This is a genomic window from Prosthecomicrobium pneumaticum (assembly GCF_014199915.1).
In the GTDB taxonomy this organism is placed as follows: Bacteria; Pseudomonadota; Alphaproteobacteria; order Rhizobiales; family Kaistiaceae; genus Prosthecomicrobium; species Prosthecomicrobium pneumaticum.
Map to the genome: position 1 here is coordinate 1 of NZ_JACHOO010000011.1, position 26,408 is coordinate 26,408.

Sequence of the window (26,408 nt, forward strand, 5' to 3'; positions counted from 1 at the left end):
CACTCCCCTTGCGGGGCGTTCGACTTGCATGTGTTAGGCCTGCCGCCAGCGTTCGTTCTGAGCCAGGATCAAACTCTCAGATTGAATGAGAGAGTAATCGGCTTGGTCACTACGTATTGACGAGTCCCAAGCACACCGTCGCTCCAGCGCCATTCCTGACACCAAAACGACATGCGAGCTTGATAAACGTAGTGCCGCCGAAGTCTCGTTCGACTTCCAGCCCGAAGACCGGAAGTCCGCAAGGACCTCGCCGTCTACGTTTCTCTTTCTTCCTATGCACTTGTCAAAGAACCGATGGCTTCCGCCATCCAAACCAGCTCGCCACAAGGGCCGAACCGTTGTCGCTGTCCTAGCCACCTCGCGGCGTCTTGTCCAGCGCTTTTTTCAAAACTCAGAGACGAGTTTTTCTGCTCGCCAGCGGCAGCGCCGCCGTCGTTGTGGCGCTATATAGGCCCACACCAACAAAACCGTCAATCCCCAAAGTCAGAAATCCGTCACGACAACCGGAACAAATTTCGCCGGCTGTGGATAAACATACGGCGGACATGCGCAAAATCAAGGCAATCCGCGGCTTGGAGGGCGATATTCCGTTTCGTGCCGAACGATCCTCGCCGCCCGCACCGACGGCTGCCCGGTCGCTTCCATGGCGAGGAACGGCCTACACCGTCTCTGCACTCCGCGCTCGATCGAGCGCCGAGAGACCCCGCAGCCGGGCCGCATCGCGCGCCGGGGGCGCCCCGAAAAGCCGGGCATATTCGCGGCTGAACTGTGAGGCGCTCTCATAGCCGACCGCGAACCCGACCGCGCCGGCATCGCCCTGCCGCGACAGGAGCAACTGCCGCGCTTCCTGAAGTCGGATGTGCTTCTGGAACTGCAGCGGGCTCATCGCCGTCACCGCCCGGAAATGGCGGTGGAAGGTCGAGTGGCTCATCCCCGCCACCTCGGCGAGCGCCTCGATGCGGAGCGGGCGGTCGTAATGGCGCCTTATCCAGTCGATCGCCCGGCTGACCCGCGACAGCCGGCTGTCGGCGAGCGCGATCTGGCGCAGCATGGCGCCCTGCGGCCCGGTCAGCAGCCGATAGAGGATCTCGCGCTCGGCGAGCGGCGCCAGCATGGCGATCTCACCCGGCCGGTCGAGCAGGCGCATGAGCCGTTTGACAGGATCGAGCAGATCCGGCGTCACCGGGCTGACCGCCATGCCGATCGGCGCGGGCGGTTCCGGCTCGGCACCGCCCATCTCGATCAGCATGGTGGCGAGCGCGGTCCGGTCGAGCGCGAGGCTGAAGGCGAGATAGGGGGCGTCCGGAGAGGCCGCGACGATCTCGCCGCTCACCGGCATGTCGACGGAGACGACGATGTATTTCGCCTCGTCATAGACGAGCACGCGGTCGCCGACGAGGAGCCGCTTGGCGCCTTGCGCGACGACGCAGAAGAGCGGCTGGTAGACGCTGGGGGCCGCCGTCGTCGTCGCCTCGGCCCGCAGAAGCGAGACCCCGGGGATCGCCGTCGCCGTCCGGCCGATGGGGCCGTGCCGGGCGATGAGGCTGCGCAACTCGTCCATGGGGAGCCCTCCGTCCGTCTCATGATCGGCGCTCAGGTGCGCCCGCGGCGGCGCACCTGCAAGACCGCCCGGCGCGCTGCGGCAGGATCGTGCAAGAAGGCGGCAGCATTCGGCTAGGCGCGAACACGCCGCGACGCCATTTGCCGGTCATCACACAACAATGGGAGACCGCTATGACCAAGACCTGGTTCGTCACGGGTGCGAGCCGCGGCCTCGGCGCTGCGATCGCCACGGCCGCCCTCGATGCGGGCGATCGCGTCGTCGCGACCGGCCGCGATCCGGCGGCGATCACCGCCGCCCTCGGCGCGGGCGAGGACCGCCTCCTGGCGCTGCGCCTCGACGTCGCGGCGGCCGGCGAAGCCGAAGCGGCGGCGGCGGCGGCGCTCGAGCGGTTCGGCCGCATCGACGTGCTCGTCAACAATGCCGGCTACGGCCATCTCGGCCTCTTCGAGGAGACCGCACCCGAGGATGCGGAGCGCCAGTTCGCCACCAATGTCTTCGGCCTGTTCGCCGTGACGCGGGCGGTGCTCCCCGCGATGCGGCGGCAGCGCTCCGGCCATGTCTTCAACCTTTCCTCGATCGCGGGCGTCCGCGGCGGACCGGGCGGCAGCCTCTATTGCGCGAGCAAGTTCGCCGTCGCCGGCTTCTCCGAATCGCTCGCCAACGAGGTCGCCGGGCTCGGCATCAAGGTCACCATCGTCGAGCCGGGCTTCTTCCGGACCGATTTCCTCGACCCGCGTTCCGTCGCGATCAGCACCGGCGGGATCGAGGACTACCGGACGCTCTCGGAGCAGATCCACACGCTCTACCGCGAGCGCAACCACCAGCAGGCGGGCGATCCGGCGAAGCTCGCCGCCGCGCTCGTCCGGCTCGCGGGCGAGGCCGAGCCGCCGCTCCATTTCGCGGTCGGCAGCGACGCGGTCGAGGTCGTCTCGACGAAGCTCGCGAACTGGACCCGCGAATTCGAGGCCTGGCGCGCACTGTCCGCCTCGACCGACGGCGCCTTCTGACGCCCGCCGGCGGCCCGCGCCCACCCCCCTCCCCCACCTCGGAGATTCCCATGCGCTACAACACCCTCGGCGGCACCGGCCTGATCGTCTCGGAGATCTGCCTCGGCGCCATGACCTTCGGCGGCCGCGGCTTCTGGACCGCCATCGGCGAACTCGACCAGGCGGCCGCCGACCGGCTCGTCGCCCGCGCGCTCGAGGCGGGCGTGAACTTCATCGACACGGCCGACGTCTATTCGGAGGGCGTCTCGGAAGAGATCACCGGCCGGGCGATCCGCGCCTCCGGCCGGCCGCGCAGCGAGGTGGTCGTCGCCACCAAGGCCTATGGCAGGACCGGAGAGGGGCCGAACGGCCGCGGCGCCTCGCGCGGCCATCTCGCCGATGCGGTCAAGGCGAGCCTGAAACGGCTCGGCACCGACCACATCGATCTCTACCAGATCCACGGCTTCGACCCGCTGACGCCGGTCGAGGAGACGGTCCGCGCGCTCGACGACCTCGTCCGCCAGGGCCATGTCCGCTATGTCGGCGTTTCGAACTGGGCGGCCTGGCAGATCATGAAGGCGCTCGGCCTTGCGGAGCGGCACGGGCTCGCGCGCTTCGCCTCGCTGCAGGCCTATTATTCGATCGCCGGCCGCGATCTCGAGCGGGAGATCGTGCCCCTCCTCAGCGATCAGAAGATCGGCCTGATGGTGTGGAGCCCGCTCGCCGGCGGCCTGCTGTCGGGCAAGTTCGACCGCGACGGCAACGGCCCCGAAGGCGCGCGCCGCCTGAACTTCGACTTCCCCCCGGTCGAGCGCGACCGTGCCTTCGCCGCCATCGAGACGATGCGGACGATCGGCGCCGAGAGGGGCGTCTCGGTCGCGCGCATCGCACTCGCCTGGCTGCTCGCCCAGCCGGTCGTGACGAGCGTCATCGTCGGCGCGAAGACGGTCGAGCAGCTCGACGACAATCTCGCCGCGACGGCGGTGACCCTTTCGGCGGACGAGCTCTCGCGGCTCGACGCGGTGAGCGCGCTGCCGCGCGAATATCCCGGCTGGATGCTCGAGCGGCAGGGCACGGACCGGATCGGCGACGTCGCCCGGCGCTGACGGCCGCCGCCTCTCCTGCCGCTCGCCTCGCCCGGCGGTCCCGGGTCACGCGGCAAACCACCGCGCGACCAGACCCTCGACATGCGCGAAGGCGGCCTCTGCGGCAACGGCCGCACGGGCTTCCTCGTCCGCGCCGAGGGCGAGCCCGTCGAGCGCCTCCGTGAAGCGGCGCCAGTGGCGGGCGCGGCCGTCCGGATGGCCGGCGAGATGGCGGGCGCCGAAGCGCTCCGACAGGCCGAGCCCGGCGACGGCCGCGAGCAGGAAGGCGGCGCCGAGGCGGGAGCCTTCGGCGACATAGAGCGCACCGGCGGCCGCGGCCCGGTCGGCCGGAAGAGCGGGCGCGAAAAGAGGCGCCGCCTCCCCGGCCGGCGGCGGGGCGCCGAGATCGGCGAGATCGGCCGCGACAGCCGGCAGGCGCCGACGTCCGGCGAGATCGGGCAGGAGGGCCGCGAGATCGGGATCGGCGTAGAGCGGATCGACGGCGCGGTGGAAGGCGAACTGCACGGCGAGAAAGCGGGCATAGCGCGCCCGGCTCTCGAACGGGCGGGCGGCCGCGATCGCCGCGTCGAGGCGATGATGGCTGGCCGCGGTCGCCGCCTTCAAGTGTCCCGCGAGGCCCGCAGGTTCCGCCGCGGCGGTGCTCGCCCTCATGGCCGCCTCCTCGACCCCGCGGCTCCGGCACTCCGGGGGTGAACGCGCCGGCTCACCCGAGACGCCCCCGGAACGGCAACCAGCGGCCGAAGGGATAGAACGGCCGGCCAGCCGGCCGCACCGGCGGGGCGCGACGTTCGACCAGGGCGGCGAGACGATCGAAAGCGGGCACGCGGACGGTCTCGATCATCGACGTCAGCGCCGCCGGCAGCGGGCGGTCGCGCCAGCGGAAATGGGCCTCATAGGCCTCGCGCTCGGCAGTGAGACGGCGCAGATGGGCCGCGAGCGCCGCCATATCGGCGAACCGGCCGGCATCGATATAGCTGCCCTCGGGGGCGAAAGCCGGAGCGTTCGGCGCGCCGAGATAGATCGGCACCGCGCCGGCGAGAAGCGGATCATAGAGCTTCTCGGTGACGTAATCGGGCGCGATCGCGTTCTCGAAGGCGATGCAGAACGGATAGGCCGCGATCACCGCGGCCTTGGTCGCCGGGCCGCGATCGGGCTGCGGGAGATCGCGATTGTGCATGAAGGCGCCGTAGGAATCGATCGGCAGGTGGCGGGCGAGGTCGGCGAGGAGGGCGTTGCGGCCGCTCGCGGTGAGCTTCGAGGACTGGAAGAGGGCGACCGGACGGTCCCAGTGCTTGGGCGTGCGGGGGGCCGCCCGCGCCGCGGCGAAGGCCTCGGCCGGCGGCAGATAGGGCGTCCAGACATCCGCATCGCGTTGATAGGTCATGCGCAGGTCGAAATGGCGCATCACCTCCGGATCGGCGAGGGGGCGACAGTTGACGATGCTCTCCATCGTCCAGGCGACCCAGAGCTGGCCCGGCCATTTCGGCATGCCGCGCAGGCCCTTGCGGACGATATCGGGCAGGTGAAAGACGACCGCATCAGCCTGCGCGATCCGGCTCCGGTCGGTGGTGAACACGGTGTCGGCGTCCGGCCGGGCACTGTCGGTCGCGACGGGCGCACCGAAGAAGCCGGTCTGGATGAGAATGAGCGGCATCGGCTCAGCCTTTGTCCGGCCTGCCGGCGGGCCCGGCGAGCCCGGCGGCGATCGCCGCGTCGACCACTGCGGCGCCGAAGCGGCCGAGCACATGGGCGCGCGCCTCCGCCCGCTGCCGTGCGGCGAAGTCGGCATCGCGCCACAGCCGCTCGATCGCCGCAACGAACGACTCGGGCCGCTCGGCGATCAGAACGTGCCGTCCCGGCTCGAGATCGAGTCCCTCGACGGCGAGCGCCGTCGCCACGACGGGCAGGCCGGCGGCCATCGCCTCGAGCACCTTGATGCGTGTGCCGCCCCCCACCCGCAGCGGCACCGCCGCGACATCGGCGGCGGCATAGAGGGACCCGAGATCGTCGGGTCCTTCGACAAGGGTGACGCCGGGACCGGCGAGCGCCCGCACCCGGTGATGCGGCGCGCGGCCGGCGAGCACCAGTGTCGCGCCGGGCAGGCGGCGGCGCAGGAGCGGCAGCAGGCGGCGGGCGAGGAAGAGCGCGGCTGCGATGTTGGGGCGATAGCGGAGATGGCCGACGAAGAGGAGGCGCGGCCCGTCCTGGCGAAGACGCGCATCGGGTTCCCCGGCCAGCGCACCGTCGCGCCATGTCGAGGGAACGGCGTTCGGCACCACGCGGAGCGGCGGGACGCCGGGATGGAGACGGGCGAGCCGGGCGGCATCGATCGCAGAGCAGAGCCACACCTCGTCGACCGCCGCGATCATGGCGCGCTCGACGGCACGCACCGCCCGGGTCTTGGCGTCGCGGGTGAGAAGGCGTCGCCAGAGCGGCTCGCTCGCGGCGAGCAGGTCGGATTCGACATTGTGCATGTCGAGGATCCGGCGCGCGCCCTGAAGGACCGGCAGAGCGAGAAGCGGCGCCAGTCCGAGATGCTCGATCACGATTCGCTGCGGCGCCCCCCCGGCGAGCAGCGCGTCGAGCCGTTCGCGCCAGCCCTCGGGAAAGGTGAGATCGACCGCCGTGCCGCCCGCCGGCCGGCGGAACACCGCCGCGGCCGTCGCGTCGGAGAGCGTCGCGAGGGTGATGTCGTCCGGCGGGGTGGGCGCCGCGCCGGGCGGAGGCCCCCAGAGCGAGACCGCCGTGACCGGACCGAGGCGCGCCGCGCCGAGCACGGTCCGCCAGTTGCGCAGATCGGCGCCCGAAACCGGCGGAAAGACCGGATCGGCCGTGAAGACGAACGTGCCACCGCGCCTCCCGGTCATGGGACGAGGTCTCGCGGCAGCCGCGCCCGGCAGGCGAGCTTCACATGGTAGCGGCCCATCCGCAGCCGGTTGCCGAGCGAGATCGGGCCGCGACCTGCCCGCGCGAGGAAGCCGGCCGCGCCGGTCCTGTCGCCCGCCGCATAGAGAACCCGGGCGATCTTGAAGGCGACGATCCCCTCGCGCGTCGCGATCGCCGCTTCGGAGATGCCGATCTCGGTCAAGCGGCGCAGCTCGGCCCGCCAGCGCTCGAAGCGGGCGATGGGGTCGATCAGGAAGCGACCGTCGGCTCGCGCCGTCGAGAGGCGATAGACCATGGTCATCGCCGCGCATCGGGCGACCGGGGCGCCGCGCAGGATGTGCGCCCAGAAGATCGTGTCCTCGTCATAGGGCATGCCGAGCGGGAAACACACGCCCGCCGCCGCGCCGGCGCGCACCAGCACCGAACCGACGGCGAAGGAGCGGATCCGCCCGGCGATGTAGCGATCGGCGATGGTGCGCGGGTCGCCGTCGAGGCGGTGAGGCCGCTTCGGCCGCCGCACGACGCCGTCGACGATCCGGCGGAAGCCGCCGACCGCCATGCCGGTTGCCGGCTCCGCGGCGGCCGTCGCGAGCAGCGCCGTCAGCCCGCCCGCGAGGTGTTCGTCATCGGCATCGAGGAAATAGAGCCAGGTGCCGGAGGCCGCGGCGATGCCGATATTGCGTGCGCCGCCACTGTCGCGGCAATCCGCGCTCAGCACCCGGAGCGGCAGGCCGCAGACCGCCGCCTGCCGCTCCGCCACCTCGGCCGTGCCATCGATCGAGGCGTCGTCGACGAGGATGATCTCGCGGACCGCGGCGCGCTCGGAGGCGAGGGACGCGATCGTCGACGCGACGGTTCCTGCGGCGTCGTGGGCCGGAACGATCACACTGACGTCAGCCATTCCAGGGGCGATTCCGGTTCGAGAACGGAATGCGGCTCATAGCAGGGCCCGCGCTTGCGACGCCACCACCCCGCGCAAGGGATCGAGATGAAAGTGCGCCCGAAGCCGCGGCCGGACATGCTCGGCGCGGGTGAGCGGGGCGAGGGCGGCGCGGCGGCGGGCGAGATCGCGGCCGTCGAGAAGTTCCGCCCAGTCGTCGACGACAAGGACGGCGAGGCCCTCGAACAGCGGATCGATCGAGGAGCGGCGGACGACGGCGATCGCACCGAGAGCGAGCGCCTCCCAGGTGCGATGACAGTCGATGCCGTTGCCCGACGGGCTGACGACGAAGCTCGCGCGGGCATAGGCGCGCCAGATCGCCGTCTGGCCGATGCGGGCCGGCAGCATGTCGATATGGGGGACGCCGCGATAATGGCGGGCGATCCAGCCCCGCTCGTCCGAGGCGAGGCTGAGGTGAGCGTCGCAGAAGATGCGGAGCGGCCGCGCTTCGACCGGCGCGGCACGGTCGGCGATGGCGAAGAGATCGCGCGCGAGACGGCGCGGGCTCGTGAAGAGCCGGGGGCTGTGGAAATCGAAGCCGATCGGAAAGGGACGAAAGAGCGGCCCGCCCGTGCCGTCCCAGTTCTGCGTCGCCCAGCCGCGAAAGAAGGGCGAGCCGCGGATCGCCGCCACGGTCTCCGGCCGCAGATCGGCCGGCACGCTCGCATCGCCATCGGTCGTGACGAGGACGAAGGGGGAGCGGATCGCGGGCACAGCGACGGCGGCGAAATGATCGAGATCGTTGTTCCACCCGTCGCGCGCGCCCGTGCCGAGCCGGATCCAGACGAGGCCGGCGGCAGCACCGAACCGCTCGGCGAAGAACGCCTCGCTCTGCACCGCTTCCGTCTCCGCGGCCCAGTAGCGCGCATCGGCGGCGCTGTCGCAGAAGCGGCCGACCCCCTTCGACCAGATCCAGTCGATCTCGAAATCGGCCGCCTGCGGGCGTGAGCCGAAGCGCCGGACGAGCGCACGCCGGATTTGTCGTCTCACGATCGGCCCTCTGTCCGCCGCCGCCCCGGAGCGTGACCCCGACATGCTAGCAGCCCGACGCAAGGCTGCGGAAGGGCCAAGGCGGCCGGCGCGTGGCGCGACGAGGATCGCGGCGACGGCGCAGCCCGCGCTGCGGGGCTCTCCGCTCGTTCTGGCGGCGGCGGGTCGAGCCCCGCGAGGCGAAGTCGGCGACCGCCGGCATCCGGGCATCGAACGGGCCGACCGGCCGTCGATGGGGCGCCCGGCCGATCGCCGTCGAGGCGGAGCGGTGCGTCAGACCCGCTCGAGCGCGATCGCGATGCCCTGGCCGACGCCGATGCACATCGTCGACAGCGAGCGGCGGCCACCGGAGAGCGACAGTTCGAGCGCCGCCGTGCCGGTGATCCGGGCGCCCGACATGCCGAGCGGATGGCCGAGCGCGATCGCGCCGCCGTTCCGGTTGACGCGGGGATCGGCGTCGGCGATGCCGAGCAGGCGGAGCGTGGCGAGCCCCTGCGAGGCGAAGGCCTCGTTGAGCTCGATGACGTCGAAATCGGCAGGGGTCAGGCCGAGCCGCTCCATCAGCTTCTGCGAGGCGGGGGCCGGGCCGATGCCCATGACGCGCGGCGGCACGCCGGCGGTGGCGCCGCCGAGCACGCGGGCGATCGGGGTGAGGCCGTGCCGCTTCGCCGCCTCGGCCGAGGCGATGATCAGCGCCGCGGCGCCGTCATTGACGCCGGAGGCGTTGCCGGCCGTCACCGTGCCGCCGGCACGGAACGGCGTCGGCAGCTTCGCGAGCGCCTCGAGGGTCGTCGCGCGGGGATGCTCGTCGCGGTCGACGACCACCGGCGCGCCCTTCCGCTGCGGGATCGAGACGGGCGTGATCTCGCGGGCGAGACGGCCGTTCGCCTGCGCGGCCGCCGCCTTCTCCTGGCTCGCCAGCGCGAAGGCGTCCTGGTCTTCGCGGCCGACGCGGTAATCCTCGGCGACGTTCTCGCCGGTCTCCGGCATCGAATCGACGCCGTACTGCGCCTTCATCAGCGGGTTGACGAAGCGCCAGCCGATCGTCGTGTCGTGGATCTCGGCATGGCGGGAAAAGGCGCTCTCCGCCTTCGGCAGCACGAAGGGCGCGCGCGACATGCTCTCGACGCCGCCGGCGATGAGGAGGTCGGCCTCACCGGCCTTGATCGCCCGCGCGGCGGTCGCGACGGCATCCATGCCCGAGCCGCAGAGCCGGTTGATCGTCGTCCCCGGCACCGAGACGGGCAGGCCGGCGAGGAGGGACGCCATGCGGGCGACGTTGCGGTTGTCCTCGCCGGCCTGGTTGGCGCAGCCGAAGACGACGTCGTCGACCGCCGCCCAGTCGAGCCCGGCATTTCGGGCGATCAGCGCCCTCAAGGGCACGGCGCCGAGATCGTCGGCGCGGACGGACGAAAGCGCGCCGCCGAAGCGGCCGATCGGCGTGCGGACGTAATCGCAGATGAAGGCCTCGGCCATGATCAGAGCTCCGGAACGATCAGATCGGCGACCGGCCCGGCGACGACGAGCGTCGCGCCGGTCGCCGCCTGCAGGTCTTCGAGGGAGAGGGCGGGAAGCTTCTCCTTGAGGACGAAGCGGCCGCCCTCGATGTCGACGACGGCGAGCGAGGTGTAGACCCGCGTGACGCAGCCGACGCCGGTGAGCGGCAGGCTGCAGCGCTCGACGAGCTTCGGCCGGCCGTCCTTCGTCACATGGTCGGTGATCACGGCGATCCGCTTGGCGCCATGCACGAGATCCATCGCGCCGCCGACCGCCGGCACGCCCTTCGGCCCGGTCGACCAGTTGGCGAGATCGCCGTTCTCCGCCACCTCGTAGGCGCCGAGAATGGCGACGTCGAGATGGCCGCCGCGCACCATGGCGAAGCTGTCGGCGTGATGGAAGAAGGAGGCGCCCGGCTTCAGCGTCACCGCCCGCTTGCCGGCATTGATCAGGTCCCAGTCCTCCTCGCCCTTCGCCGGCGACTCGCCGAAATCGAGGATGCCGTTCTCGGTGTGGAAGATCGCCTGCCGGCCCGGCGGCTGGTATTGCGCGACTTTCTCGGGAAAGCCGATGCCGAGATTGACATAGGCGCCGTCGGTGATGTCCTGCGCGGCGCGCCAGGCGATCTGATCGTTCGAGAGTTTGACGGTCATCTCAGGCTTCTCCCGGATAGACGGCGTTCGCCCGGTTGAGATCCTCTTCCTGCTGCGGATCGGCGACCTCGACCACGGCCTGGACGAAGATGCCGGGCGTCACGACGACCTCGGGGTCGATGGCGCCCGCCGGCACGACGCGCCGCGCCTGGACGACCGCGTGCCTGGAGGCCATGCACATCAGCGGGTTGAAGTTGCGGGATGCGGCACGGAAGGTGAGGTTGCCGTGGGTGTCGGCGGTCTCGGCCTTGACGAGGGCTACATCGGCCTTCAGCCAGCGCTCCTGGACATAGGCGCGGCCGTCGAACTCGGCGATCGGCTTGCCCTCGGCGAGCAGCGTGCCGTAGCCGGTCGGGGTGTAGAAGGCCGGGATGCCGGCGCCGCCGGCGCGGATGCGCTCGGCGAGCGTGCCCTGCGGCACGAGTTCGAGCTCGATCCTGCCGGCGAGGTAACGCTCGGTGAAGACGACCGGGTCGGCCGAACGGGGGAAGGAGCAGACGAGCTTCTTCACCATGCCGTGCTCGATCAGCGCGGCGAGGCCGACATGGCCGTTGCCGGCATTGTTGTTGACGATCGTCAGATCCTTCGGGTGCCCGGTGGTGCGGAACCGGTCGATCAGGGCGTGGATCAGCTCGATCGGCGCGCCGGCGCCGCCGAAGCCGCCGATCATCACCGTCATGCCGTCCTCGATCCCCGCCACCACGGTGGCGAGATCGGCGACCGTCTTGTCCATCGGCTTCCTCCCTCCATGCTCCCGATGAGCGAGAGATAGGCCCCGGCCGGACCTTCCGTCCATGCGATTTGTGCGATATCGTGCATTTGTTCGTATATCGCCCAAACCGGGCGATGCGCACCGGCCGGAGGAGGAAGGCGGATGACGATCCCGGAGCGCGATCTGATGGGCGGGCTCGCCAAGGGGCTGAAGGTGATCGAGACCTTCGTTCCGGAGCGGCCGCGCCAGTCGATCGCCGAGGTGGCGGCGGCCGCGGGGCTCGACCGGGCGACGGCGCGGCGCTGCCTGCTGACGCTCGCCCATCTCGGCTATGCGGATTACGACGGAAAATTCTTCACGCTGACGCCGCGCGTGCTGCGGCTCGGCACCGCCTGCCTCGCCACCATGCCGCTGCCGCGCCTCGTCCAGCCCCTTCTCGACGCGCTGTCGGAGGAGATCGGCGAGAGCTCCTCGGTCTCCGTGCTCGACGGGACGGAGATCGTCTATGTCGCCCGCGCGGCGCAGCGGAAACTGATGTCGATCGCGCTGATGCCGGGCTCGCGCCTGCCCGCCTATTGCACCTCGATGGGGCGGGTGCTGCTCGCCGCGCTGCCGGAGGCGGAGGCGCGCGCCCGGCTCGGCGACGGCCCCCTCCCCCGCCGCACGGACCGCACCCTGACCGACCCGGAGGCGATCATCGCCGAACTCGCCGCGGTGCGGACGGCCGGCTATGCGGTGATCGACGAGGAGGTCGAGATCGGGCTCCGCTCGATCGCCGTGCCGCTCGTCTCGGCCCGCCGCGTCACGGTCGCGGCGCTCAATCTCGGCCTGCCGGCGCGCCTCGAACCGGTCGAGGAGCTGCCCCGCCGCTACCTGCCGGCGCTCCGCCGCGTCAAGACGGCGATCGAGGAGATCCTTCCGTAGGGAGACCCTGCCGTGCCGGGCGATCGCGGTAAGCCGCGGCGGCTCGGAGGTCCCTTACAGGATGGCGGGCAGGCGAGACCGCGCCGGCGCGGCGCGCGCCGTCGCGGCATCTGTGCCGGGAGAGCCGGGCCGCCCCTTGCCGGCCGGCCCCTTCGCCGCGGCGCCCCCCTGCGATCGCACTTGAATGATTCTCATGAACGATCTATTCATTGAATCACTATGTCTCGATGAAATTTATAATTGGCAAAACTGAAGATCATGTTCAGAAATCAGAGGTTATTGTATAATTCTGTAACATTTTTATTTCTTATTTCATGTTTAGCCTTCAGAATCCGGAGCGGGATGAATATCACCCCGGATTCCCTGTCATATCTTTATGCTGCCCGCGGTGCCTTTACGCCGGAAGGGATGCTGGACGTTGATGGGCCGCCCGGCATGCGGCTGACACTCTTCCCGCCGCTCTACCCGCTGATGATCGCCATCGTCGGGCTCGTTGCGCCCTCGCTCGAGGCCGCCGCCGCGCTGGTCAATCTCGCCGCCTTTGCGGGATGCGTTGTCCTTTTCGCCCTTGCCGCCGGCCGCGCCGGTCTTTCACCCCGCGCAACCGCGCTCGTCACGGCGCTGATCTTCGTCAATCCCTTCGTCCAGATGCTTTTCACCTATGTCTGGAGCGAGGGCCTCTACCTCTTTCTTCTTCTTTCTCTCGTCTATGTATTCTTCCGTCTTCCGGAAATCCGGCCGGACTGGGCCGGCATCGTCACCGGACTGCTCGTCGGCGCGGCCTTCCTCACCCGATACCACGGACTGAGCCTTGTCCCGCCGACCTTTCTGGCGCTCGCGAGCCGGCCCGGCCTCTCACTCCGAGCGGGCATCCGATCTCTCGTATGGTTCGGCCTGATCGCCACATCCATCGTCGTGATCGTCGTTTTCACCAATCTGAGGATCGATGGCACGACCTTCGGGGAGCGTCCTCCCTCCGACGACACGCTGGCCTTCGCGCTCCGCCAGACCGCAATGGCCTTCGGCTCGTTGATCCTGCCCGTCAGCCGCCTCACCCTCGCCTGGAGCGCGGTCGGCGTGATCGGCCTGATCCTCGTAACGGCCATCATCTTGCGCGGCCTTCTTCGTCGATATCGCGAGCCGTTCTTCGTCGGCACCGCGGCGATCGTGTTCTTTCATACCCTGTTGCTGATCTATTCCCAGATCAGCACGGCGATCGATCCGATTTCGTTTCGATTGCTGGGACCGGCGTTTCCTCTCGTCGTCCTGCTTTGCGCACGCGAGATGTCGGGCCGCACCCGATCGGGCGGTGCCGCGCGGGGGAGGAGGATGGTCGCTGCGGGAGCCGCGGCGATCTATCTCGCGCTGCTGACCGGCGTTGCCCTGAGCGGCGCGGAACGTGGGCCGGCAGGCTTCAAGCTGGCGCTCGCGAATCCTCCGGAGATCCCCGAACTGTGCAAGTCCGGAACGTGGCCGATCTTCTCGAACAGGCCCGGCTATCTCCGCTTTCTGGGCCTCGCCGACAATGCGAAGCCCACCCCGCGACAGGAAGAATACCGTCGCACGGAACGCGAGGACGACTGGGATGAATTCAAGGACTCCCTGAAGGCCGGCGGGGGCTGCATCGTCTGGGTGGAGGCCGCACCGGGGCCTCTTCCCCCGCCCGAGGTGATCCTCGGGGGCGCGCCGGAGGGAATCACCATCTATCTCCTCTCGGCGAATGAGGGCCTGTCCGTCGCCATGATCGAGCCGCCGTGAGCCGTCCGATATCGCCCTTGCCGGCGCGCGGGGCGGCCGGCATGATGCGCGCTGATCGGCGAGGAGGTCGAGATCGGGCTCCGCGCGATCCCCGTTCCGCCCGTCTCCGCCCGCCGGCGTGATGGTCGCAGCGCTCAATTTCGGCCTGCGCGCCTACCGCGAACCGGTCGAGGAGCTGCCCCACCGCTACCTGCCGGCGCTCCGCCGCGTCAAGGCGGCGATCGAGGAGATCCTGCCGTAGGGAGACCCCGCCGTGCCGGGGCGATCGCGGTTCGCCGCGGCGGCTCGAGGGTCCTTTCACAGGATGGCGGGCAGGCGAGCCCGAGACGGCGGGGCGCGACGTCACGGCATCTGTGCCGGGAAAACCGGGCCGCCCCCCCCCTGCCGGCCGGTCCCTTCGCCGAGGCGCCGCCGCGATCGCACTTGAATGATTCTCATAAACGATCTATTCATTGAGTCACTATGTCTCGACGAAATTTATAATTGGCAAAAACTGAAGATCATGTTCAGAAATCAGAGGTTATTGTATAATTCTGTAATATTTTTATTTCTTATTTCATGTTTAGCCTTCAGAATCCGGAGCGGGATGAATATCACCCCGGATTCCCTGTCATACCTTTATGCTGCCCGCGGTGCCTTTACGCCGGAAGGGATGCTGGCTCTTTATGGGCCGCCCGGCATGCGGCTGACACTCTTCCCGCCGCTCTACCCGCTGATGATCGCCATCGTCGGGCTCGTTGCGCCCTCGCTCGAGGCAGCCGCCGCGCTGGTCAATCTCGCCGCCTTTGCGGGATGTGTTGTCCTTTTCGCCCTTGCCGCCGGCCGCGCCGGCCTCTCACCCCGCGCAACCGCCCTCGTCACGGCGCTGATCTTCGTCAATCCCTTCGTCCAGATGCTTTTCACCCATGTCTGGAGCGAGGGCCTCTACCTCTTTCTTCTCCTTTCTCTCGTTTATGTATTCTTCCGTCTTCCGGAAATCGGGCCGGGCTTGGCCGGCGTCGTGACGGGACTGCTCGTCGGCGCGGCCTTCCTCACCCGATACCACGGGCTGAGCCTTATCCCGCCGACATGTCTTGCGCTCGCGAGCCGGCCCGGCCTCTCCGTCCGAGCGGGCATCCGATCTCTCTTATGGTTTGGCCTGATCGCCACATCCATCGTCGTGATCGTCATTTTGACCAATCTGCGGATCGATGGCACGGCATTCGGGCCGCGCCCCCCCACGGACGACACGCTGGCCCTCGCGCTCGGACAGACGGCGAACACCTTTGGCGCGTTCATCCTGCCGTTCGGCCGCTTCGCCGTCGCCTGGAGCGCGGTCGGCGCAGTCGGCCTGATCCTCGCTGCGGCCATGATCCTGCGTGGCCTTCTTCGTCAATATCGCGAGCCGTTCTTCGTCGGCGCCGCCGCGATCGCGTTTTTTCATATTCTGACGCTCATCTATACTCAGGTCAGCACGGCGATCGATCCGATCTCGTTTCGACTGCTTGGTCCGGCCGTACCCATTCTCTTTCTACTTTGCGCGAGCGAAATATCTGTCGGCACCCGATCGAGCGGCGCTGCCCCGGGCCGGAAGATTGTCGCTGCCGGAGCCTCGGCGATCTATCTCGCGTTGCTGGTCGGAGCGTGTCTGCGTGCTGCCGAGAATGGACCGGCCGGCTTCAAGCTCAGCCTCACGGAACCTCCGGAGATTCCCCAACTGTGCCGGTCCGGAACCTGGCCGATCTACTCGAACTGGCCCGGCTATCTCCGCTTTCTGGGCCTCGCCGACAACGCGAAGCCCCCCCCCCGACAGGCATATTACCGCCGTGCAGAACGAGCGGACGACTGGGATGAATTCAAGGACTCCCTGAAGGCCGGAGGGGGCTGCATCGTCTGGGTGGAGGCCGCACCGGGGCCTCTTCCCCCGCCCGAGGTGATCCTCGGGGGCGCGCCGGAGGGAATCACCATTTATCTCCTCTCGGCGAACGAGGGCCTGTCCGTCGCCATGATCGAGCCGCCGTGAGCCGTCCGATATCGGGTCTGGCGGGCCGGCGGGTCGGCCGGCATGATGCGCCGGTTTCCCCGGTGGCAGCCGGGGTCCTAACGCCGACACCCCGGACTGCCGAGACGAGGGAACCATGACGAGCGAAGAGACACGCCGCGCCGGACGGAGGCCGATCCCGGACGCGGTGGTGCTGGTGCCGGTCGTCCTCCTGCCCTTGCTGCTGCTCGCCTACAAGATGCGGGCGGCGGTTTCGCTGAGCCCGGACTCGCTGCTCTATCTCTATGCCGCAAAGAGCCTCGCCGCGGGCGAAGGTCTCCTCTCGCTCTATGGCCCGGCCGGCACCGAGCTGACGCTCTTCCCGCCGCTCTATCCGGCGCTTCTCGCACTCCTCGGTGCGGTGACCCCGTCCTATACGATGGCGGCGGCTTTGCTCGGCATGGCGGGGCTGGCGCTCTCATCGGCCCTGACCTTCCTGCTCGCGCGCGGCGAGGGGCTGCGGGCCGGTGCGGCGGCGGTGCTCGCCCTCGCGGTCTTCCTCAATTCCGGGCCGCAAATGGTGTTCTCCTATGTCTGGAGCGAGGTGCCCTATATCGTCCTCGTTCTCGTCCTTCTCTTCCTCCTCGCCCGGCCGCCGCGGCTCGGCCCGCTCGGCTTCGGGATCCTCCTCGGGCTGCTCGTCGGGGCGGCTTTCCTGACGCGCTATATCGGCGTCACGCTGCTGCCGGCCGTGCTCCTCGGCATCGCGGCGCTCGACCGCATTCCGCTCGAGCGGCGGATCGTCTGCGGCGTCTCGGCGACGGCGACCGCCGCGCTCGTCGTCGCAGCGATGGTGCTGCGCAACATGCTCGCCGACGGCACCGCCTTCGGCGGACGCACCCCGACGGACGACACGCTGCTCTTCGCGCTCGGCCGGCTGCTCTCGGCATTCGGCCAGTTCCTGCTGCCCTTCGAGAGCCTCGGCCTCGTCTGGGGCGTTCTCGGCTTCGTCGGGCTCGCGGCGCTCGTCCTCCTCCTCGTCCGGCACGGCCGGCTCGACCGGGCCGATGCGGTGACGGTCACCGCTGCGGCGATGGTGGTGCTGCATCTCGCCATGCTCATCTATTCGCAGATCACGACGGCGATCGACCCGATCAACATCCGGCTCCTCTCTCCGATCTTCGCGCCGCTCGCCGTGCTCTTCGCGCGCGGCCTCGCCCTCTGGTCGCGCACGGCCGACGGATCGCGCGTCGGCGCGATCGCGCCCTATGCGGCGGCGGCCTATCTCCTCGTCATTACCGGACAGGCGATCGCCGCGGCGAATCTCGGCGCCGGCGGCTTCACGCTCACCTATCCGACGCCGCCGGCGGTGCCGCAGGCCTGCCGCTCCGGCGAGCGGCCGACCTTCACCAACTGGCCGGGCTATCTGCGCTTTCTCGGCCTCGTCGCCGACGCCAAGCCGCTGCCGCGCGAGACCGCCTACCGTCAGGCGCAGCAGGCCGACGACTGGGGCGACTTCCTCGCGACGGTCGAGCGGGGCGGCGCCTGCCTGATCTGGGCGGCGAGCGTGCGCGACACCATGCCGCCGAAGGAGGCGCTGCTCGGCGGACCGGCCGAGGACGTCGCCTTCGACATCGTCTGGCAGGAGCCGGGCATGGCGGTCGCGGTGCTGCGGCCGGCCCGCTGAGGCGGAAACGCCTTCAGCCGCGGGCGGCGGCGCGGATGAGATCGGCGGCGCGCTCGCCGATCATCACGGCGGGGGCGTGCGTATTGCCCGACACGATCGCCGGCATCACCGAGCAATCGGCGATGCGCAGCCCGTCGAGCCCGCGGACACGCAATTCCGGATCGACGACGGCCTCCGCGTCGCTGCCCATCCGCGCCGTGCCGACGGGATGGAAGATCGTCGTGCCGATCGCTCCCGCGAGCGCGGCGAGCGCCGCGTCATCCTCCGGCCCGCGGCCGGGCTTGACCTCGTCCGGCCGGTAGCGGGCGAGGCGGGGCTGCGCCATCAGGCGGCGGGCGTGGCGGATGCTCGCCGCGGCGACGGCGCGATCCGCCTCGGTCGACAGGTAATCCGGCTGGATGACCGGCGCGGCATAAGGGTCGGCGCTCGCCGCATGGGTCGCGCCCCGGCTCGTCGGGCGCAGATTGCAGACCGAGACGGTGAGCGCCGGCGTGCGGTGGAGCGGCTCGCCGAAGGCGTCGAGCGACAGCGGCTGGACGTGATACTCGATGTTGGCGCGGTTGTGGTCGGGGCCGGAGCGCGTGAAGATGCCGAGCTGGCTCGGCGCCATCGCCATCGGGCCGCTCTGCCGCAGCGCATATTCGAGCGCGATGCCGGCCTTGCCGGCGAGCGTCGCGGCGCGGTCGTTGAGCGTCCGCGCGCCGGTGATCGAGAAGATGGTGCGCAGCTGCAGATGGTCCTGCAGGTTCTCGCCGACGCCGTCGAGCGCATGGAAGACCGGAACGCCGATACGGGACAGCACGTCCGGCCGGCCGATGCCGGAGAGCTCGAGGAGCTGCGGCGTGCCGATCGCGCCGGCCGACAGCACCACCTGCTCGCGGGCGGAAACGGCGAAGCGGCCGCCCGGCCGCGAGAAGACGACGCCGGTGGCGCGGCGGCCCTCGAAGGTCAGCCGCTCGACATGGCATTGCGTGAGGACGACGAGGTTGCGCCGGCGCCGCGCCGGGTCGAGGAAGGCCTTGCGCGCATTCCAGCGTATGCCGCGGCGCTGGTTGACCGGGAAATAGCCGACCCCCTCATTGTCGCCGGCGTTGAAATCGGCGGCGCGGGGAATGCCCATCTCGACCGCCGCCTCGGCGACGGCGTCGAGGATCGGCCAGTGCAGCCGCTGCGGCTCGACATGGAGCTCGCCCCCGGTGCCGTGCGCGGCGTCGGCGTCGCCGAAATGCCGCTCGGAGCGGCGGAAGAGCGGCAGCACATCGTCCCAGGCCCAGCCCGGATTGCCGAGATCGCGCCAGCCGTCATAGTCCTGCGCCTGGCCGCGCATATAGATCATGCCGTTGATCGAGGAGCAGCCGCCGAGCACCTTGCCGCGCGGATAGAGGAGGCTGCGGCCGCCGAGGCCGGGCACCGGCGCGGTCCGGAAGCCCCAGTCGAGGCGCGGATTGCCGATCGCGAAGAGATAGCCGACCGGGATGTGGACCCAGGGGTGGTTGTCGCCCTTGCCGGCCTCGAGGAGCAGCACGCGGCGGCCCGGATCGGCGGACAGCCGGTTGGCGATCACGGAACCCGCCGAGCCGGCGCCGACGATCACCACGTCGAAACTGCCGAAATCGGCCGGCACCGTTCCGTTCTTCGCGCTGCCCTTCGGCGCCATGGTCCGCCCGTATCCGTCCGCTTCGCGCGATCAGAGGAAATGAGACAGTTCGAGCAGCGGGCTCGCCTGGTCGATTTCCTTATGCAGCCGATGCCAGCGGCGGTCGAGATAGACGAGGGAATGGGCCTCGGGCGGATCCGAGCCGGGCTCCACCTCGCCCTCGAGCAGCTCGGCGGCGACCACCGTCGCGCCCTCGATCGGCAGGGCGCCGACGCGGCGGGCGCGGAACCAGGTGGCGACGCCGGTATAGCGCGGCTCGCCGGTCGAAAGCCGCTCCCAGGCGCCGCCGGGCGGGAAGCGCTCCGTGCCGCTCGCGGCGCAGAGCTGGGCGAGCTCGATGTCGGTGTAGCGCAGCAGATGGATGACCATCGTCTCCGCCTCGAGGATGGGCGCCGCCGAGCGCGAGCGCGACGACAGCGAGAAGGCGACGACGGGCGGTGACGCCGAAGCCGAGATCAGCGAGGAGACGGTCATCGCGACGGGCCGCCCGCCGGGATCGGCGGTGATCACCGCGACGCCGGCCGGATGGCGGCGGAAGGCCTCGCGGAAGGCGTCGGACATGCTCTGGCTCATCGGCATCCTCTTCGGCGTCGGAAACGGAGCGCCGGACCGCAGGGAAGCGGCCCGGCGCCCTTACCTCACTTCTTCTCGATCAGGTCGTAGAACTGCCAAGTCCGGTCCGTCCACAACCCGCCGAGATCGCGACCCGCCGAGGTGACGATCGAGGGGGCGATGGTGAAGTGGTTGGCCGCCACCATCATCTCGCGGAAGGTGCGCTGGATGACGCCGGCGCGCAGCCCCGCGCCGCCCGCCGCGCGATAGGCGAAGGTGCAGAGCTCGACGCCGACCTCGTGGATCTCGGACTTCGCGAGATGGACGAGGCTGATCTGCCGCGTCGTCACGCTGGTGCCGGCCTCGACCGTCGCCTCGATGTCGCGCCAGACCTCGAAGACGAAGGCGCGGGCGGCGCGATAGCGCGCTTCGAAGCGGCCATAGTCGTTCCAGAACTTCTCGCTCTCGCCGATCAGGCCGGCGCGGCCCGACTTCGAGCGCGCGAACTTCGCGATCTCGTCGAGCATGCGGCGGCCGGTGCCGAGCGCCCAGCCGGTATGGCCGATCGCGGCGAGGCCGACGACGCCGAGGCTGAACAGCTCCTTCAGGCGCTGCGGCGGGGCGGTGAGGATCGGGAAGACGAGATCGTCGGGCACGAAGACGTCCTGCGCGCCGTAATCGATCGAGCCGGTGCCGCCGAGCCCGAGCACGTCCCAATTGCCGAGCTGGACGTGCTCCTCGATCGGGGCATGGGCGCACATCACGATGACATTGCCGTTCTCGTCCTTCGCCGGCTTGCCGGTGCCGTCGTCGACGAAGGCGGCGCTGTGCGAGTAGGTGGCGTGGCTGAAGCCGCTGCCATAGCTCCACTTGCCGGTCAGCCGATAGCCGCCCTCGACCTTCTTCAGCATGCCGAGCGGAGCGCCCTGGCCGGAGAAGCGGTTGTCGGTGCCGGGCGCGAAGAGCCGCTCGACGGCGGTGTCGGGCAGGAAGGCGGCCGACATGGCGCCGATGCAGGTGTGCACCATCGACACCCAGCCGGCAGCGCCGGAGTACCAGGTGATCGCGGCGATCAGTTCGAGCACCTGGGTCGGCGGCAATTGCGCGCCGCCGAGCGCCTCGGTGGCGAGCACGTGCGACATGCGCAGCGGCTTCAGCGCCTCGAAGCTCTCCGGGGTCAGTTCGCCGCGCTTCTCGTCCTCGGCGGCGTTCTTCTCGAGCACCGGCCCGATCTCGGCGATCTTGTCGAGCATCGCCCGGTAGTCGACGGTCTGGCCCCAATAGCTGTGCTTCAGCGGGATGTTCATCTCAGTTCTCCTCCACGTTCGATGGCGTCAGCCGGCGAGGAAATCGCCGATCCTTGCGAGCGTCTCCGGCTTCTCCTGCAGCACGAAATGGCCGGCTCCCTCGACCAGCAGCAGCCGCGCGTCGGGCAGGGCCTCGACGAAGAGCGGCGCCTGGCTCGCCGGCAGGAGCCGGTCCTCGGTGCCCCACACGACGAGCGCCGGATTGGTGATGCGGGCGAGGAAGCGGGTGAGATTGGGGTGGCCCATGCCGAAGGGCGCGAGCAGCCGGCCGAGCGTCTCGCCCTCGCGGGCGCGCTCCGCGCCGAAGCGCTCGGCGAAGACGAGGTCAGTGCCGTCCGGGAAGAAGGCGAGCGCGACCGTGACGTCGTGCGCGAGATGGGCCGGCAGGTCCTGCGGCGCGAGGGCGCCGAGATCGGTCGCGGGATGGGCCGGATCGTTGAGCCCGGCCGGCGCGACGAGCACCACCTTGTCGAAGCGCTCGCGGGCGAGCGCGGCGAGCTCGGTCGCCATCCAGCCGCCCATCGAGAAGCCCATCAGATGCGGCTTCTCCGGAAGATCGAGGGCATCGAGGAGGTTCAGATAGTGCAGCACCATGTCGGCCATGCCGGCGACGTGCGGCGCGTCCCCCGAGAAACCGAAACCGGGATGGCTCGGGCAGAGCACCCGGAAGCGATCGGCGAGGCCGGCGGCGAAATCGAAGCCCTCGAGCGTCGCCGCGCCGTGCAGGAACAGCACGGGCTTGCCGGCGCCGACGGCCTTCACCACCGTCCCGACGCCGCCGATGTCATAGTCCAGCGTTTCGAAGTCCACGGCCATCTGCTCTCCTCCTCAGGCGAATTCCGGCTCGATCAGAACCTTGCACTGCGTCGTGCGGCGGCGCAGGCTCTCGAAGATCTGCGGCACGGGCGAAAGGTCGATCCGCTCGGTGACGAGCGCCTGCGGCGCGAAGGGGCCGCCGCGCAGCGCATCGAGCGCGACGCCGAACTCGTTGCGCTGATGGAAGAAGACCGAGAAGACGAGGTCGATCTCCTTCGACAGCGCGACGAACGGGTCCCACTGGTCGCCGCCGACGCAGAGGCCGACGCCGACCACGCGGCCCTGCAGGCGCACCGCATCGACCGCCGCGGCGATCAGGCCGCGCTTGCCGACGCATTCGAAGACGATGTCGGGCGCGCCGCCGCAGAGATCGGCGAGGTTCTCGGAAAGGCCGGGTCCGGAGAGCGCGAAGCCGGTCGCGCCGAGCGCCAGCGCGCGTTCCTGCTGATGGCTGTGCAGATCGGCGACGACGACGCGCGACGCGCCGAGACGGCGTGCCCAGAAGGCGACGAGCAGGCCGATCGGCCCGGCGCCGAGGATCGCCACCCGATCGCCCGGCTTCATGCCGGAGCGGACGACGCAGTGGAGCGCCACCGAAACCGGTTCGGCGAGCGCGCCGTCCTCGAGCGCGACCTCCTCGGGCAGGATGTGGCACTGCCGCGCGGCGACGCGGACATATTCGGCATAGCCGCCGCCGATCAGCACCATCTGCGCGCAGCGCGCCGGATCGCCGCGGCGGCAGGTCTCGCAATGGCCGCAGCCGCGCATCGGAACGACCGCGACCCGGTCGCCGAGCGCGAGATCGGTGACCTCCGCACCCCGCGCCACCACCTCGCCGGCGAATTCATGGCCGAGCACGAAGCCCGGGCCGATGCCGAAGGGGGCCGGATCCTCGGTGATGTGGAGGTCGGAGCCGCAGATGCCGCAGGCGGCGACGCGCAGCACGACCTCGTCCGCCGCGGGCGCCGGATCCTCCACCCGGTCGATGCGGAGCGGAATGCCGACCCCGTCGAAAATGGCCGCTCTCATCGCGTCTCCCCCTTCGTCCCCTGTTGCGGATCGATCAGTCTGCGGCCGATCGGGAACCAGGGCGCATCCCAGCGCCTGGCGATCGCCCCCCAGATGCCGGTCCGGGCATAGAGGGCGACGGCGAGCGTCATCAGGCCGAGCACGACGAAATAGGAGGCGCCGTATTCGCCGAACCAGCGGTCGGCGACGAAGAAGATCAGCGTGCCGATCAGGACGCCCTCGATCGAGCCGATGCCGCCGACCATGACGATGAAGATGGCGAGGTTCGCCCACATCGGGTCGAAGGCGGAGCCGGGCGTGATGCGCAGCTGCGCCATGAAGTAGATCGCGCCGGCGAGGCCGCAGCCGACCGCCGCGGCGACATAGATGAGGAAGCGCAGCCGGCCGACCTGGACGCCCTGGCTCGCCGCGGCGACCGGATTGTCGCGCATGGCGATGAGGGCGAGGCCGAAGCGCGAGCGCAGCAGCCAGTAGCTGCCGCCGAGCGTGACGAGGAGCAGCGTCGCACAGAGCAGCGACATGGCGACGTTCCGCTCGAAGGCGGAGTAGTCCTTCATCACCCGGAGCGACATGCCGGCGCCGGAATTGACGAGCGGCAGATTGGTCGAGACGAGGCGGAACACCTCGGCGACCACCCAGGTGCCGATCGAGAAATAGGGCCCCTCCAGCCGGTGCAGCAGGAAATAGGTCGGTACGGCGAGGACCGCCGGGACGAGCAGCGACAGGAAGACGGCGAGGAAGGGATTGATGCCGTAGGTCTGGGCGAGCACGAAGAGGGCATAGCCCGCAGCGCCCATGAAGGCCTGCTGGCCGACCGAGACGAGGCCGGCATAGCCGGCGAGGAGGTTCCACATCTGCGCCACCGCGAGATAGCAGCAGAGTTCGAGGATCCAGCGGATCGTGCCGGTCGAGGCCCACCACGGCATGGCGACGAGCGCCACCAGAGCGGCGAGCGCGAGGGTCAGCGCGATGCGGCCGGACGGCGTCTGGCGCTGCACCCGGACGGCGGGCAGGCCGGCATCGGCGAACGGGACGGCGGTCATGGTCATGCCCTTCCGAACAGGCCCTGCGGGCGGGTCGCCAGCACGAACAGGAAGACGATGTGGCCGGCGAGCACGCCGAAGCCGGGATCGATGCGGAAGCCGATCGCCTGCGAGATGCCGAGCACCATCGAGCCGATGAAGGCGCCCCAGACCGAGCCCATGCCGCCGATGATCACCGCCTCGAAGGCATAGATGAGCTGGGCCGGACCGTCGGCCGGGGCGACCGTCGAGCGGAGCGCCTGGAACACGGCGGCGAAGCCGAGAATGCCGACCGCCGCGGCGGTGGCGAGCGCATAGACGGCACGCGGATCGATGCCGGTCATCGCCGCCGCCTCGACATCGGCCGCCGCGGCACGCAGCGCCCGGCCGAAGCGGGTGCGCTTCAGCATCAGGTCGAGGCCCCAGGTGAGGCCCGTCGCGACCGCCAGCACGATCACCGGCAGGAGGCCGATATAGATGCCGCCGATCTCGATCGACCGGCTCTCGAGCCCGTAGCCCGGCAGCGAGCGGCTGTTCGCCGACCAGATCTGCAGCATCAGGTTCTGCAGCGCGATCGACAGGCCGAAGGTGGCGATCAGCGAGGGCAGCGGATCGTTGCCGACCACCCGGTTGAGCACCGTCTTCTGCAGCACGAAGCCGATCAGCACGGCGAGCGGCACCAGCGCGACGAGCACCGGCAGCGGGCCGAGGCCGAAGGCGGAAGCGAGCGAGATGCCGATCAGCGACAGGAGGATGACGAGATCGCCATGGCTGATGTTGACGATCCGCATGACGCCGAACATCAGCGCCATGCCGAGCGCGTATTGGGCATACATCCCGCCGAGGAGCACACCCTGGATCAGCGCATCAAGCCACTGCATGGCCCACTCCGAAATAGGCTTCGCCGATCTGCGCCCGGCTGATCTCGGCGGACTTGCCGGCGAGCGTGACGCGGCCCTCGAGCATGCAGTAGAGGCGATCCGAGGCCGACTGGGCGAGGCCGACATCCTGCTCGACGAGGATCACCGCGGTGCCGGCCGCCCGGATCTCGGGGAGCGCGGCGTAGATCTCGCGGATCACCTTCGGCGCCAGGCCGAGGCTGATCTCGTCGCAGAGCAGCACGCGCGGCTGGCAGAGCAGCGCCCGGCCGATCGCCACCATCTGCTGCTGGCCGCCCGACAGGCTCTGCACGGGCGTGCGCGCCTTCTCGGCGAGGATCGGGAAGAGATCGTGCACGCGCTTCAGCGTCCAGCCGCCCTTCCCTCCGGCCCTGGCGCCGGCCTTCCCGGCGGCGCGGGCCGCCTGATCGATCGCGACGCGCAGATTGTCCTCGACCGACATGCCGGTGAAGAGCCGCCGGCCCTCCGGCACGATCGCGACGCCCTTCTGGACCATCCGGTCCGGAGCGGTGCCGCCGACCGGCTCGCCGTCGAGCCGCACCATCTCGCGGGCGACCGGCAGGAGGCCCATCACGGCGCGCAGGAAGGTCGACTTGCCGGCGCCGTTGGCACCGATCAGCGCGACGCACTCGCCGGCGCCGAGCTCGGTGTCGACGCCGTAGAGCGCCTGGAAGTCGCCATAGCGGGCGACGAGCCCATGGGTGGAGAGAACCGCGCTCATCCCTCGATCCCCATATAGATGCGCTGCACGTCGGGCAGCGCGATGACCTCGGCGGGCGGCCCCTCGGCGATCTTCTCGCCGAAGTTCAGGACGAGCAGCCGGTCGGCGACGGCGAGCAGCGCGTGCAGCACGTGCTCGATCCAGACGATCGTCACGCCGCGGTCGCGGATGCGCCGCACCAGCGCGACGAGATCCTTCGATTCCTCGTCGGTGAGCCCGCCGGCGATCTCGTCGAGCAGCAGCAGTTTCGGATCGGAGGCGAGCGCGCGGGCGAGTTCGAGGCGCTTGCGGTCGAGCAGCGTCAGCGCGCCGGCCTGGCGGTTCGCCTTGTCGGACAGCTCGCAGTCGCGCAGCACCTGGGCGCAGAAGGCGTAGCTCTCCTTCTCGGAGCGGCCGCCGCCGAACGCGGCGGCGACCAGCAGATTTTCGAAGGTGGTCATGCCGGAATAGGGACGCGGGATCTGGTAGGTCCGCCCGATCCCCATCCGGCAGCGCCGGAAGGGCGGCTCGCCGCGCAGCGCCGTGCCGGCGAGATGGATCTCGCCGCCGGACGCCTTCAGGTCGCCGCTGATCATGTTGAACAGCGTCGTCTTGCCGGCGCCGTTCGGGCCGAGAATGCCGAGCACCTCGCCCCGATGCACGTCGAAGCTCACCTCGTGCAGGACGCGGACGGCGCCGAAGGACTTCGACACCGCGCGCGCTTCCAAAAGGACTTCCCGATCCATTGCCGCCCTCCGCGTCC

General features: G+C 70.0%; 24 protein-coding genes and 1 rRNA gene. 6 read left to right on the forward strand and 19 right to left on the reverse strand.

Annotated elements, in window-relative coordinates:
- Both GGQ63_RS19640 and GGQ63_RS19645 read right to left on the reverse strand, forming a co-directional pair.
- Positions 1–84 (reverse strand): 16S ribosomal RNA (locus GGQ63_RS19640); the annotation flags it as partial.
- Between the two features lie 574 nt (positions 85–658).
- Positions 659–1,561, reverse strand: a complete 903-nt coding sequence (locus GGQ63_RS19645; protein ID WP_183858321.1) for an AraC family transcriptional regulator — start codon at positions 1,559–1,561, stop codon at positions 659–661.
- 173 nt (positions 1,562–1,734) lie between these two features.
- Between GGQ63_RS19645 and GGQ63_RS19650 the strand changes: the two genes are divergently transcribed.
- Together GGQ63_RS19650 and GGQ63_RS19655 are read left to right on the forward strand one after the other, a co-directional pair.
- Positions 1,735–2,571: an oxidoreductase gene (locus GGQ63_RS19650; RefSeq protein ID WP_183858322.1), complete on the forward strand. Its 837-nt coding sequence runs from the start codon at positions 1,735–1,737 to the stop codon at positions 2,569–2,571.
- Between the two features lie 50 nt (positions 2,572–2,621).
- Positions 2,622–3,656 carry an aldo/keto reductase gene (locus GGQ63_RS19655; protein ID WP_183858323.1) on the forward strand — a complete coding sequence of 345 codons (1,035 nt, stop codon included), beginning with the start codon at positions 2,622–2,624 and terminating at the stop codon, positions 3,654–3,656.
- 45 nt (positions 3,657–3,701) lie between these two features.
- Here GGQ63_RS19655 and GGQ63_RS19660 read toward each other — a convergent pair whose 3' ends face one another.
- From GGQ63_RS19660 to GGQ63_RS19695, 8 genes are all read right to left on the reverse strand, one after another.
- Positions 3,702–4,307 (reverse strand): biliverdin-producing heme oxygenase, encoded by a 606-nt coding sequence (locus GGQ63_RS19660; RefSeq protein ID WP_183858324.1) that lies wholly within the window; start codon positions 4,305–4,307, stop codon positions 3,702–3,704.
- Positions 4,308–4,359: 52 nt separating this feature from the next.
- Entirely contained in the window at positions 4,360–5,310 is a 951-nt protein-coding gene (locus GGQ63_RS19665) for a glycosyltransferase family 10 fucosyltransferase (RefSeq protein ID WP_183858325.1), read from the reverse strand.
- A gap of 4 nt (positions 5,311–5,314) precedes the next feature.
- Complete coding sequence (locus GGQ63_RS19670) at positions 5,315–6,523, reverse strand: glycosyltransferase family 4 protein (protein ID WP_183858326.1); 1,209 nt, start codon at positions 6,521–6,523, stop codon at positions 5,315–5,317.
- The gene (locus GGQ63_RS19675) at positions 6,520–7,443 is read right to left on the reverse strand and encodes a glycosyltransferase family 2 protein (RefSeq protein WP_183858327.1); all 924 of its coding nucleotides are present in this window, start codon (positions 7,441–7,443) and stop codon (positions 6,520–6,522) included. The genes GGQ63_RS19670 and GGQ63_RS19675 overlap by 4 nt, the downstream gene beginning before the upstream one ends.
- A gap of 36 nt (positions 7,444–7,479) precedes the next feature.
- Positions 7,480–8,472: a hypothetical protein gene (locus GGQ63_RS19680; RefSeq protein WP_183858328.1), complete on the reverse strand. Its 993-nt coding sequence runs from the start codon at positions 8,470–8,472 to the stop codon at positions 7,480–7,482.
- A 273-nt stretch (positions 8,473–8,745) separates the two neighbouring features.
- Positions 8,746–9,948, reverse strand: a complete 1,203-nt coding sequence (gene pcaF / locus GGQ63_RS19685) for a 3-oxoadipyl-CoA thiolase (RefSeq protein ID WP_183858329.1) — start codon at positions 9,946–9,948, stop codon at positions 8,746–8,748.
- Positions 9,949–9,950: 2 nt separating this feature from the next.
- Complete coding sequence (locus GGQ63_RS19690; RefSeq protein WP_183858330.1) at positions 9,951–10,622, reverse strand: 3-oxoacid CoA-transferase subunit B; 672 nt, start codon at positions 10,620–10,622, stop codon at positions 9,951–9,953.
- Between the two features lies 1 nt (position 10,623).
- Positions 10,624–11,355, reverse strand: coding sequence for a 3-oxoacid CoA-transferase subunit A (locus GGQ63_RS19695; RefSeq protein ID WP_183858331.1), 732 nt, complete (start codon positions 11,353–11,355; stop codon positions 10,624–10,626).
- A gap of 141 nt (positions 11,356–11,496) precedes the next feature.
- On the opposite strand from GGQ63_RS19695, the gene GGQ63_RS19700 reads away from it, so the two are divergent.
- The 4 genes from GGQ63_RS19700 (at position 11,497) to GGQ63_RS19715 (ending at position 17,663) form a co-directional block, all read left to right on the forward strand.
- Positions 11,497–12,258: an IclR family transcriptional regulator domain-containing protein gene (locus GGQ63_RS19700; protein WP_183858332.1), complete on the forward strand. Its 762-nt coding sequence runs from the start codon at positions 11,497–11,499 to the stop codon at positions 12,256–12,258.
- A 240-nt stretch (positions 12,259–12,498) separates the two neighbouring features.
- Positions 12,499–14,016 (forward strand): hypothetical protein, encoded by a 1,518-nt coding sequence (locus GGQ63_RS19705; RefSeq protein ID WP_183858333.1) that lies wholly within the window; start codon positions 12,499–12,501, stop codon positions 14,014–14,016.
- 586 nt (positions 14,017–14,602) lie between these two features.
- Positions 14,603–16,018 (forward strand): hypothetical protein, encoded by a 1,416-nt coding sequence (locus tag GGQ63_RS19710; RefSeq protein ID WP_183858334.1) that lies wholly within the window; start codon positions 14,603–14,605, stop codon positions 16,016–16,018.
- A 115-nt stretch (positions 16,019–16,133) separates the two neighbouring features.
- The gene (locus GGQ63_RS19715; protein ID WP_183858335.1) at positions 16,134–17,663 is read left to right on the forward strand and encodes a hypothetical protein; all 1,530 of its coding nucleotides are present in this window, start codon (positions 16,134–16,136) and stop codon (positions 17,661–17,663) included.
- Positions 17,664–17,676: 13 nt separating this feature from the next.
- Here the strand turns inward: GGQ63_RS19715 and GGQ63_RS19720 are convergent, their stop codons facing one another.
- The 9 genes from GGQ63_RS19720 to GGQ63_RS19760 all read right to left on the reverse strand — a co-directional run bounded on the left by GGQ63_RS19720 (position 17,677) and on the right by GGQ63_RS19760 (position 26,391).
- Positions 17,677–19,320, reverse strand: a complete 1,644-nt coding sequence (locus GGQ63_RS19720; protein WP_183858336.1) for a GMC family oxidoreductase — start codon at positions 19,318–19,320, stop codon at positions 17,677–17,679.
- A 30-nt stretch (positions 19,321–19,350) separates the two neighbouring features.
- On the reverse strand, positions 19,351–19,893 hold the full coding sequence (locus tag GGQ63_RS19725; protein WP_246429895.1) for a flavin reductase family protein: 543 nt from the start codon (positions 19,891–19,893) through the stop codon (positions 19,351–19,353).
- Between the two features lie 65 nt (positions 19,894–19,958).
- The gene (locus tag GGQ63_RS19730; protein ID WP_183858338.1) at positions 19,959–21,179 is read right to left on the reverse strand and encodes an acyl-CoA dehydrogenase family protein; all 1,221 of its coding nucleotides are present in this window, start codon (positions 21,177–21,179) and stop codon (positions 19,959–19,961) included.
- 27 nt (positions 21,180–21,206) lie between these two features.
- The gene (locus GGQ63_RS19735) at positions 21,207–21,995 is read right to left on the reverse strand and encodes an alpha/beta fold hydrolase (protein ID WP_183858339.1); all 789 of its coding nucleotides are present in this window, start codon (positions 21,993–21,995) and stop codon (positions 21,207–21,209) included.
- Positions 21,996–22,007: 12 nt separating this feature from the next.
- Positions 22,008–23,024 (reverse strand): zinc-dependent alcohol dehydrogenase, encoded by a 1,017-nt coding sequence (locus GGQ63_RS19740; protein WP_183858340.1) that lies wholly within the window; start codon positions 23,022–23,024, stop codon positions 22,008–22,010.
- Complete coding sequence (locus tag GGQ63_RS19745) at positions 23,021–24,073, reverse strand: branched-chain amino acid ABC transporter permease (RefSeq protein ID WP_246429896.1); 1,053 nt, start codon at positions 24,071–24,073, stop codon at positions 23,021–23,023. Before GGQ63_RS19745 ends, GGQ63_RS19740 begins: the two co-directional genes overlap by 4 nt.
- Positions 24,070–24,927, reverse strand: a complete 858-nt coding sequence (locus GGQ63_RS19750; RefSeq protein WP_183858341.1) for a branched-chain amino acid ABC transporter permease — start codon at positions 24,925–24,927, stop codon at positions 24,070–24,072. Before GGQ63_RS19750 ends, GGQ63_RS19745 begins: the two co-directional genes overlap by 4 nt.
- Complete coding sequence (locus GGQ63_RS19755; protein WP_183858342.1) at positions 24,914–25,666, reverse strand: ABC transporter ATP-binding protein; 753 nt, start codon at positions 25,664–25,666, stop codon at positions 24,914–24,916. Before GGQ63_RS19755 ends, GGQ63_RS19750 begins: the two co-directional genes overlap by 14 nt.
- Positions 25,663–26,391 carry an ABC transporter ATP-binding protein gene (locus GGQ63_RS19760; RefSeq protein WP_183858343.1) on the reverse strand — a complete coding sequence of 243 codons (729 nt, stop codon included), beginning with the start codon at positions 26,389–26,391 and terminating at the stop codon, positions 25,663–25,665. The genes GGQ63_RS19755 and GGQ63_RS19760 overlap by 4 nt, the downstream gene beginning before the upstream one ends.
- Between the last annotated feature and the right edge of the window lie 17 nt (positions 26,392–26,408).

What these genes read in the sequence shown, in the direction of transcription:
- GGQ63_RS19725 (WP_246429895.1), bottom strand. Translation starts at nt 19,893, where the DNA reads ATGAGCCAGAGCATGTCCGACGCCTTCCGCGAGGCCTTCCGCCGCCAT.
- GGQ63_RS19695 (WP_183858331.1), bottom strand. Translation starts at nt 11,355, where the DNA reads ATGGACAAGACGGTCGCCGATCTCGCCACCGTGGTGGCGGGGATCGAG.
- GGQ63_RS19655 (WP_183858323.1), top strand. Translation starts at nt 2,622, where the DNA reads ATGCGCTACAACACCCTCGGCGGCACCGGCCTGATCGTCTCGGAGATC.
- GGQ63_RS19730 (WP_183858338.1), bottom strand. Translation starts at nt 21,179, where the DNA reads ATGAACATCCCGCTGAAGCACAGCTATTGGGGCCAGACCGTCGACTAC.
- GGQ63_RS19710 (WP_183858334.1), top strand. Translation starts at nt 14,603, where the DNA reads ATGAATATCACCCCGGATTCCCTGTCATACCTTTATGCTGCCCGCGGT.
- GGQ63_RS19715 (WP_183858335.1), top strand. Translation starts at nt 16,134, where the DNA reads ATGACGAGCGAAGAGACACGCCGCGCCGGACGGAGGCCGATCCCGGAC.
- GGQ63_RS19700 (WP_183858332.1), top strand. Translation starts at nt 11,497, where the DNA reads ATGACGATCCCGGAGCGCGATCTGATGGGCGGGCTCGCCAAGGGGCTG.
- GGQ63_RS19755 (WP_183858342.1), bottom strand. Translation starts at nt 25,666, where the DNA reads ATGAGCGCGGTTCTCTCCACCCATGGGCTCGTCGCCCGCTATGGCGAC.
- GGQ63_RS19665 (WP_183858325.1), bottom strand. Translation starts at nt 5,310, where the DNA reads ATGCCGCTCATTCTCATCCAGACCGGCTTCTTCGGTGCGCCCGTCGCG.
- GGQ63_RS19750 (WP_183858341.1), bottom strand. Translation starts at nt 24,927, where the DNA reads ATGCAGTGGCTTGATGCGCTGATCCAGGGTGTGCTCCTCGGCGGGATG.
- GGQ63_RS19720 (WP_183858336.1), bottom strand. Translation starts at nt 19,320, where the DNA reads ATGGCGCCGAAGGGCAGCGCGAAGAACGGAACGGTGCCGGCCGATTTC.
- GGQ63_RS19735 (WP_183858339.1), bottom strand. Translation starts at nt 21,995, where the DNA reads ATGGCCGTGGACTTCGAAACGCTGGACTATGACATCGGCGGCGTCGGG.
- GGQ63_RS19670 (WP_183858326.1), bottom strand. Translation starts at nt 6,523, where the DNA reads ATGACCGGGAGGCGCGGTGGCACGTTCGTCTTCACGGCCGATCCGGTC.
- GGQ63_RS19745 (WP_246429896.1), bottom strand. Translation starts at nt 24,073, where the DNA reads ATGACCATGACCGCCGTCCCGTTCGCCGATGCCGGCCTGCCCGCCGTC.
- GGQ63_RS19645 (WP_183858321.1), bottom strand. Translation starts at nt 1,561, where the DNA reads ATGGACGAGTTGCGCAGCCTCATCGCCCGGCACGGCCCCATCGGCCGG.
- pcaF (WP_183858329.1), bottom strand. Translation starts at nt 9,948, where the DNA reads ATGGCCGAGGCCTTCATCTGCGATTACGTCCGCACGCCGATCGGCCGC.
- GGQ63_RS19650 (WP_183858322.1), top strand. Translation starts at nt 1,735, where the DNA reads ATGACCAAGACCTGGTTCGTCACGGGTGCGAGCCGCGGCCTCGGCGCT.
- GGQ63_RS19675 (WP_183858327.1), bottom strand. Translation starts at nt 7,443, where the DNA reads ATGGCTGACGTCAGTGTGATCGTTCCGGCCCACGACGCCGCAGGAACC.
- GGQ63_RS19690 (WP_183858330.1), bottom strand. Translation starts at nt 10,622, where the DNA reads ATGACCGTCAAACTCTCGAACGATCAGATCGCCTGGCGCGCCGCGCAG.
- GGQ63_RS19760 (WP_183858343.1), bottom strand. Translation starts at nt 26,391, where the DNA reads ATGGATCGGGAAGTCCTTTTGGAAGCGCGCGCGGTGTCGAAGTCCTTC.
- GGQ63_RS19740 (WP_183858340.1), bottom strand. Translation starts at nt 23,024, where the DNA reads ATGAGAGCGGCCATTTTCGACGGGGTCGGCATTCCGCTCCGCATCGAC.
- GGQ63_RS19660 (WP_183858324.1), bottom strand. Translation starts at nt 4,307, where the DNA reads ATGAGGGCGAGCACCGCCGCGGCGGAACCTGCGGGCCTCGCGGGACAC.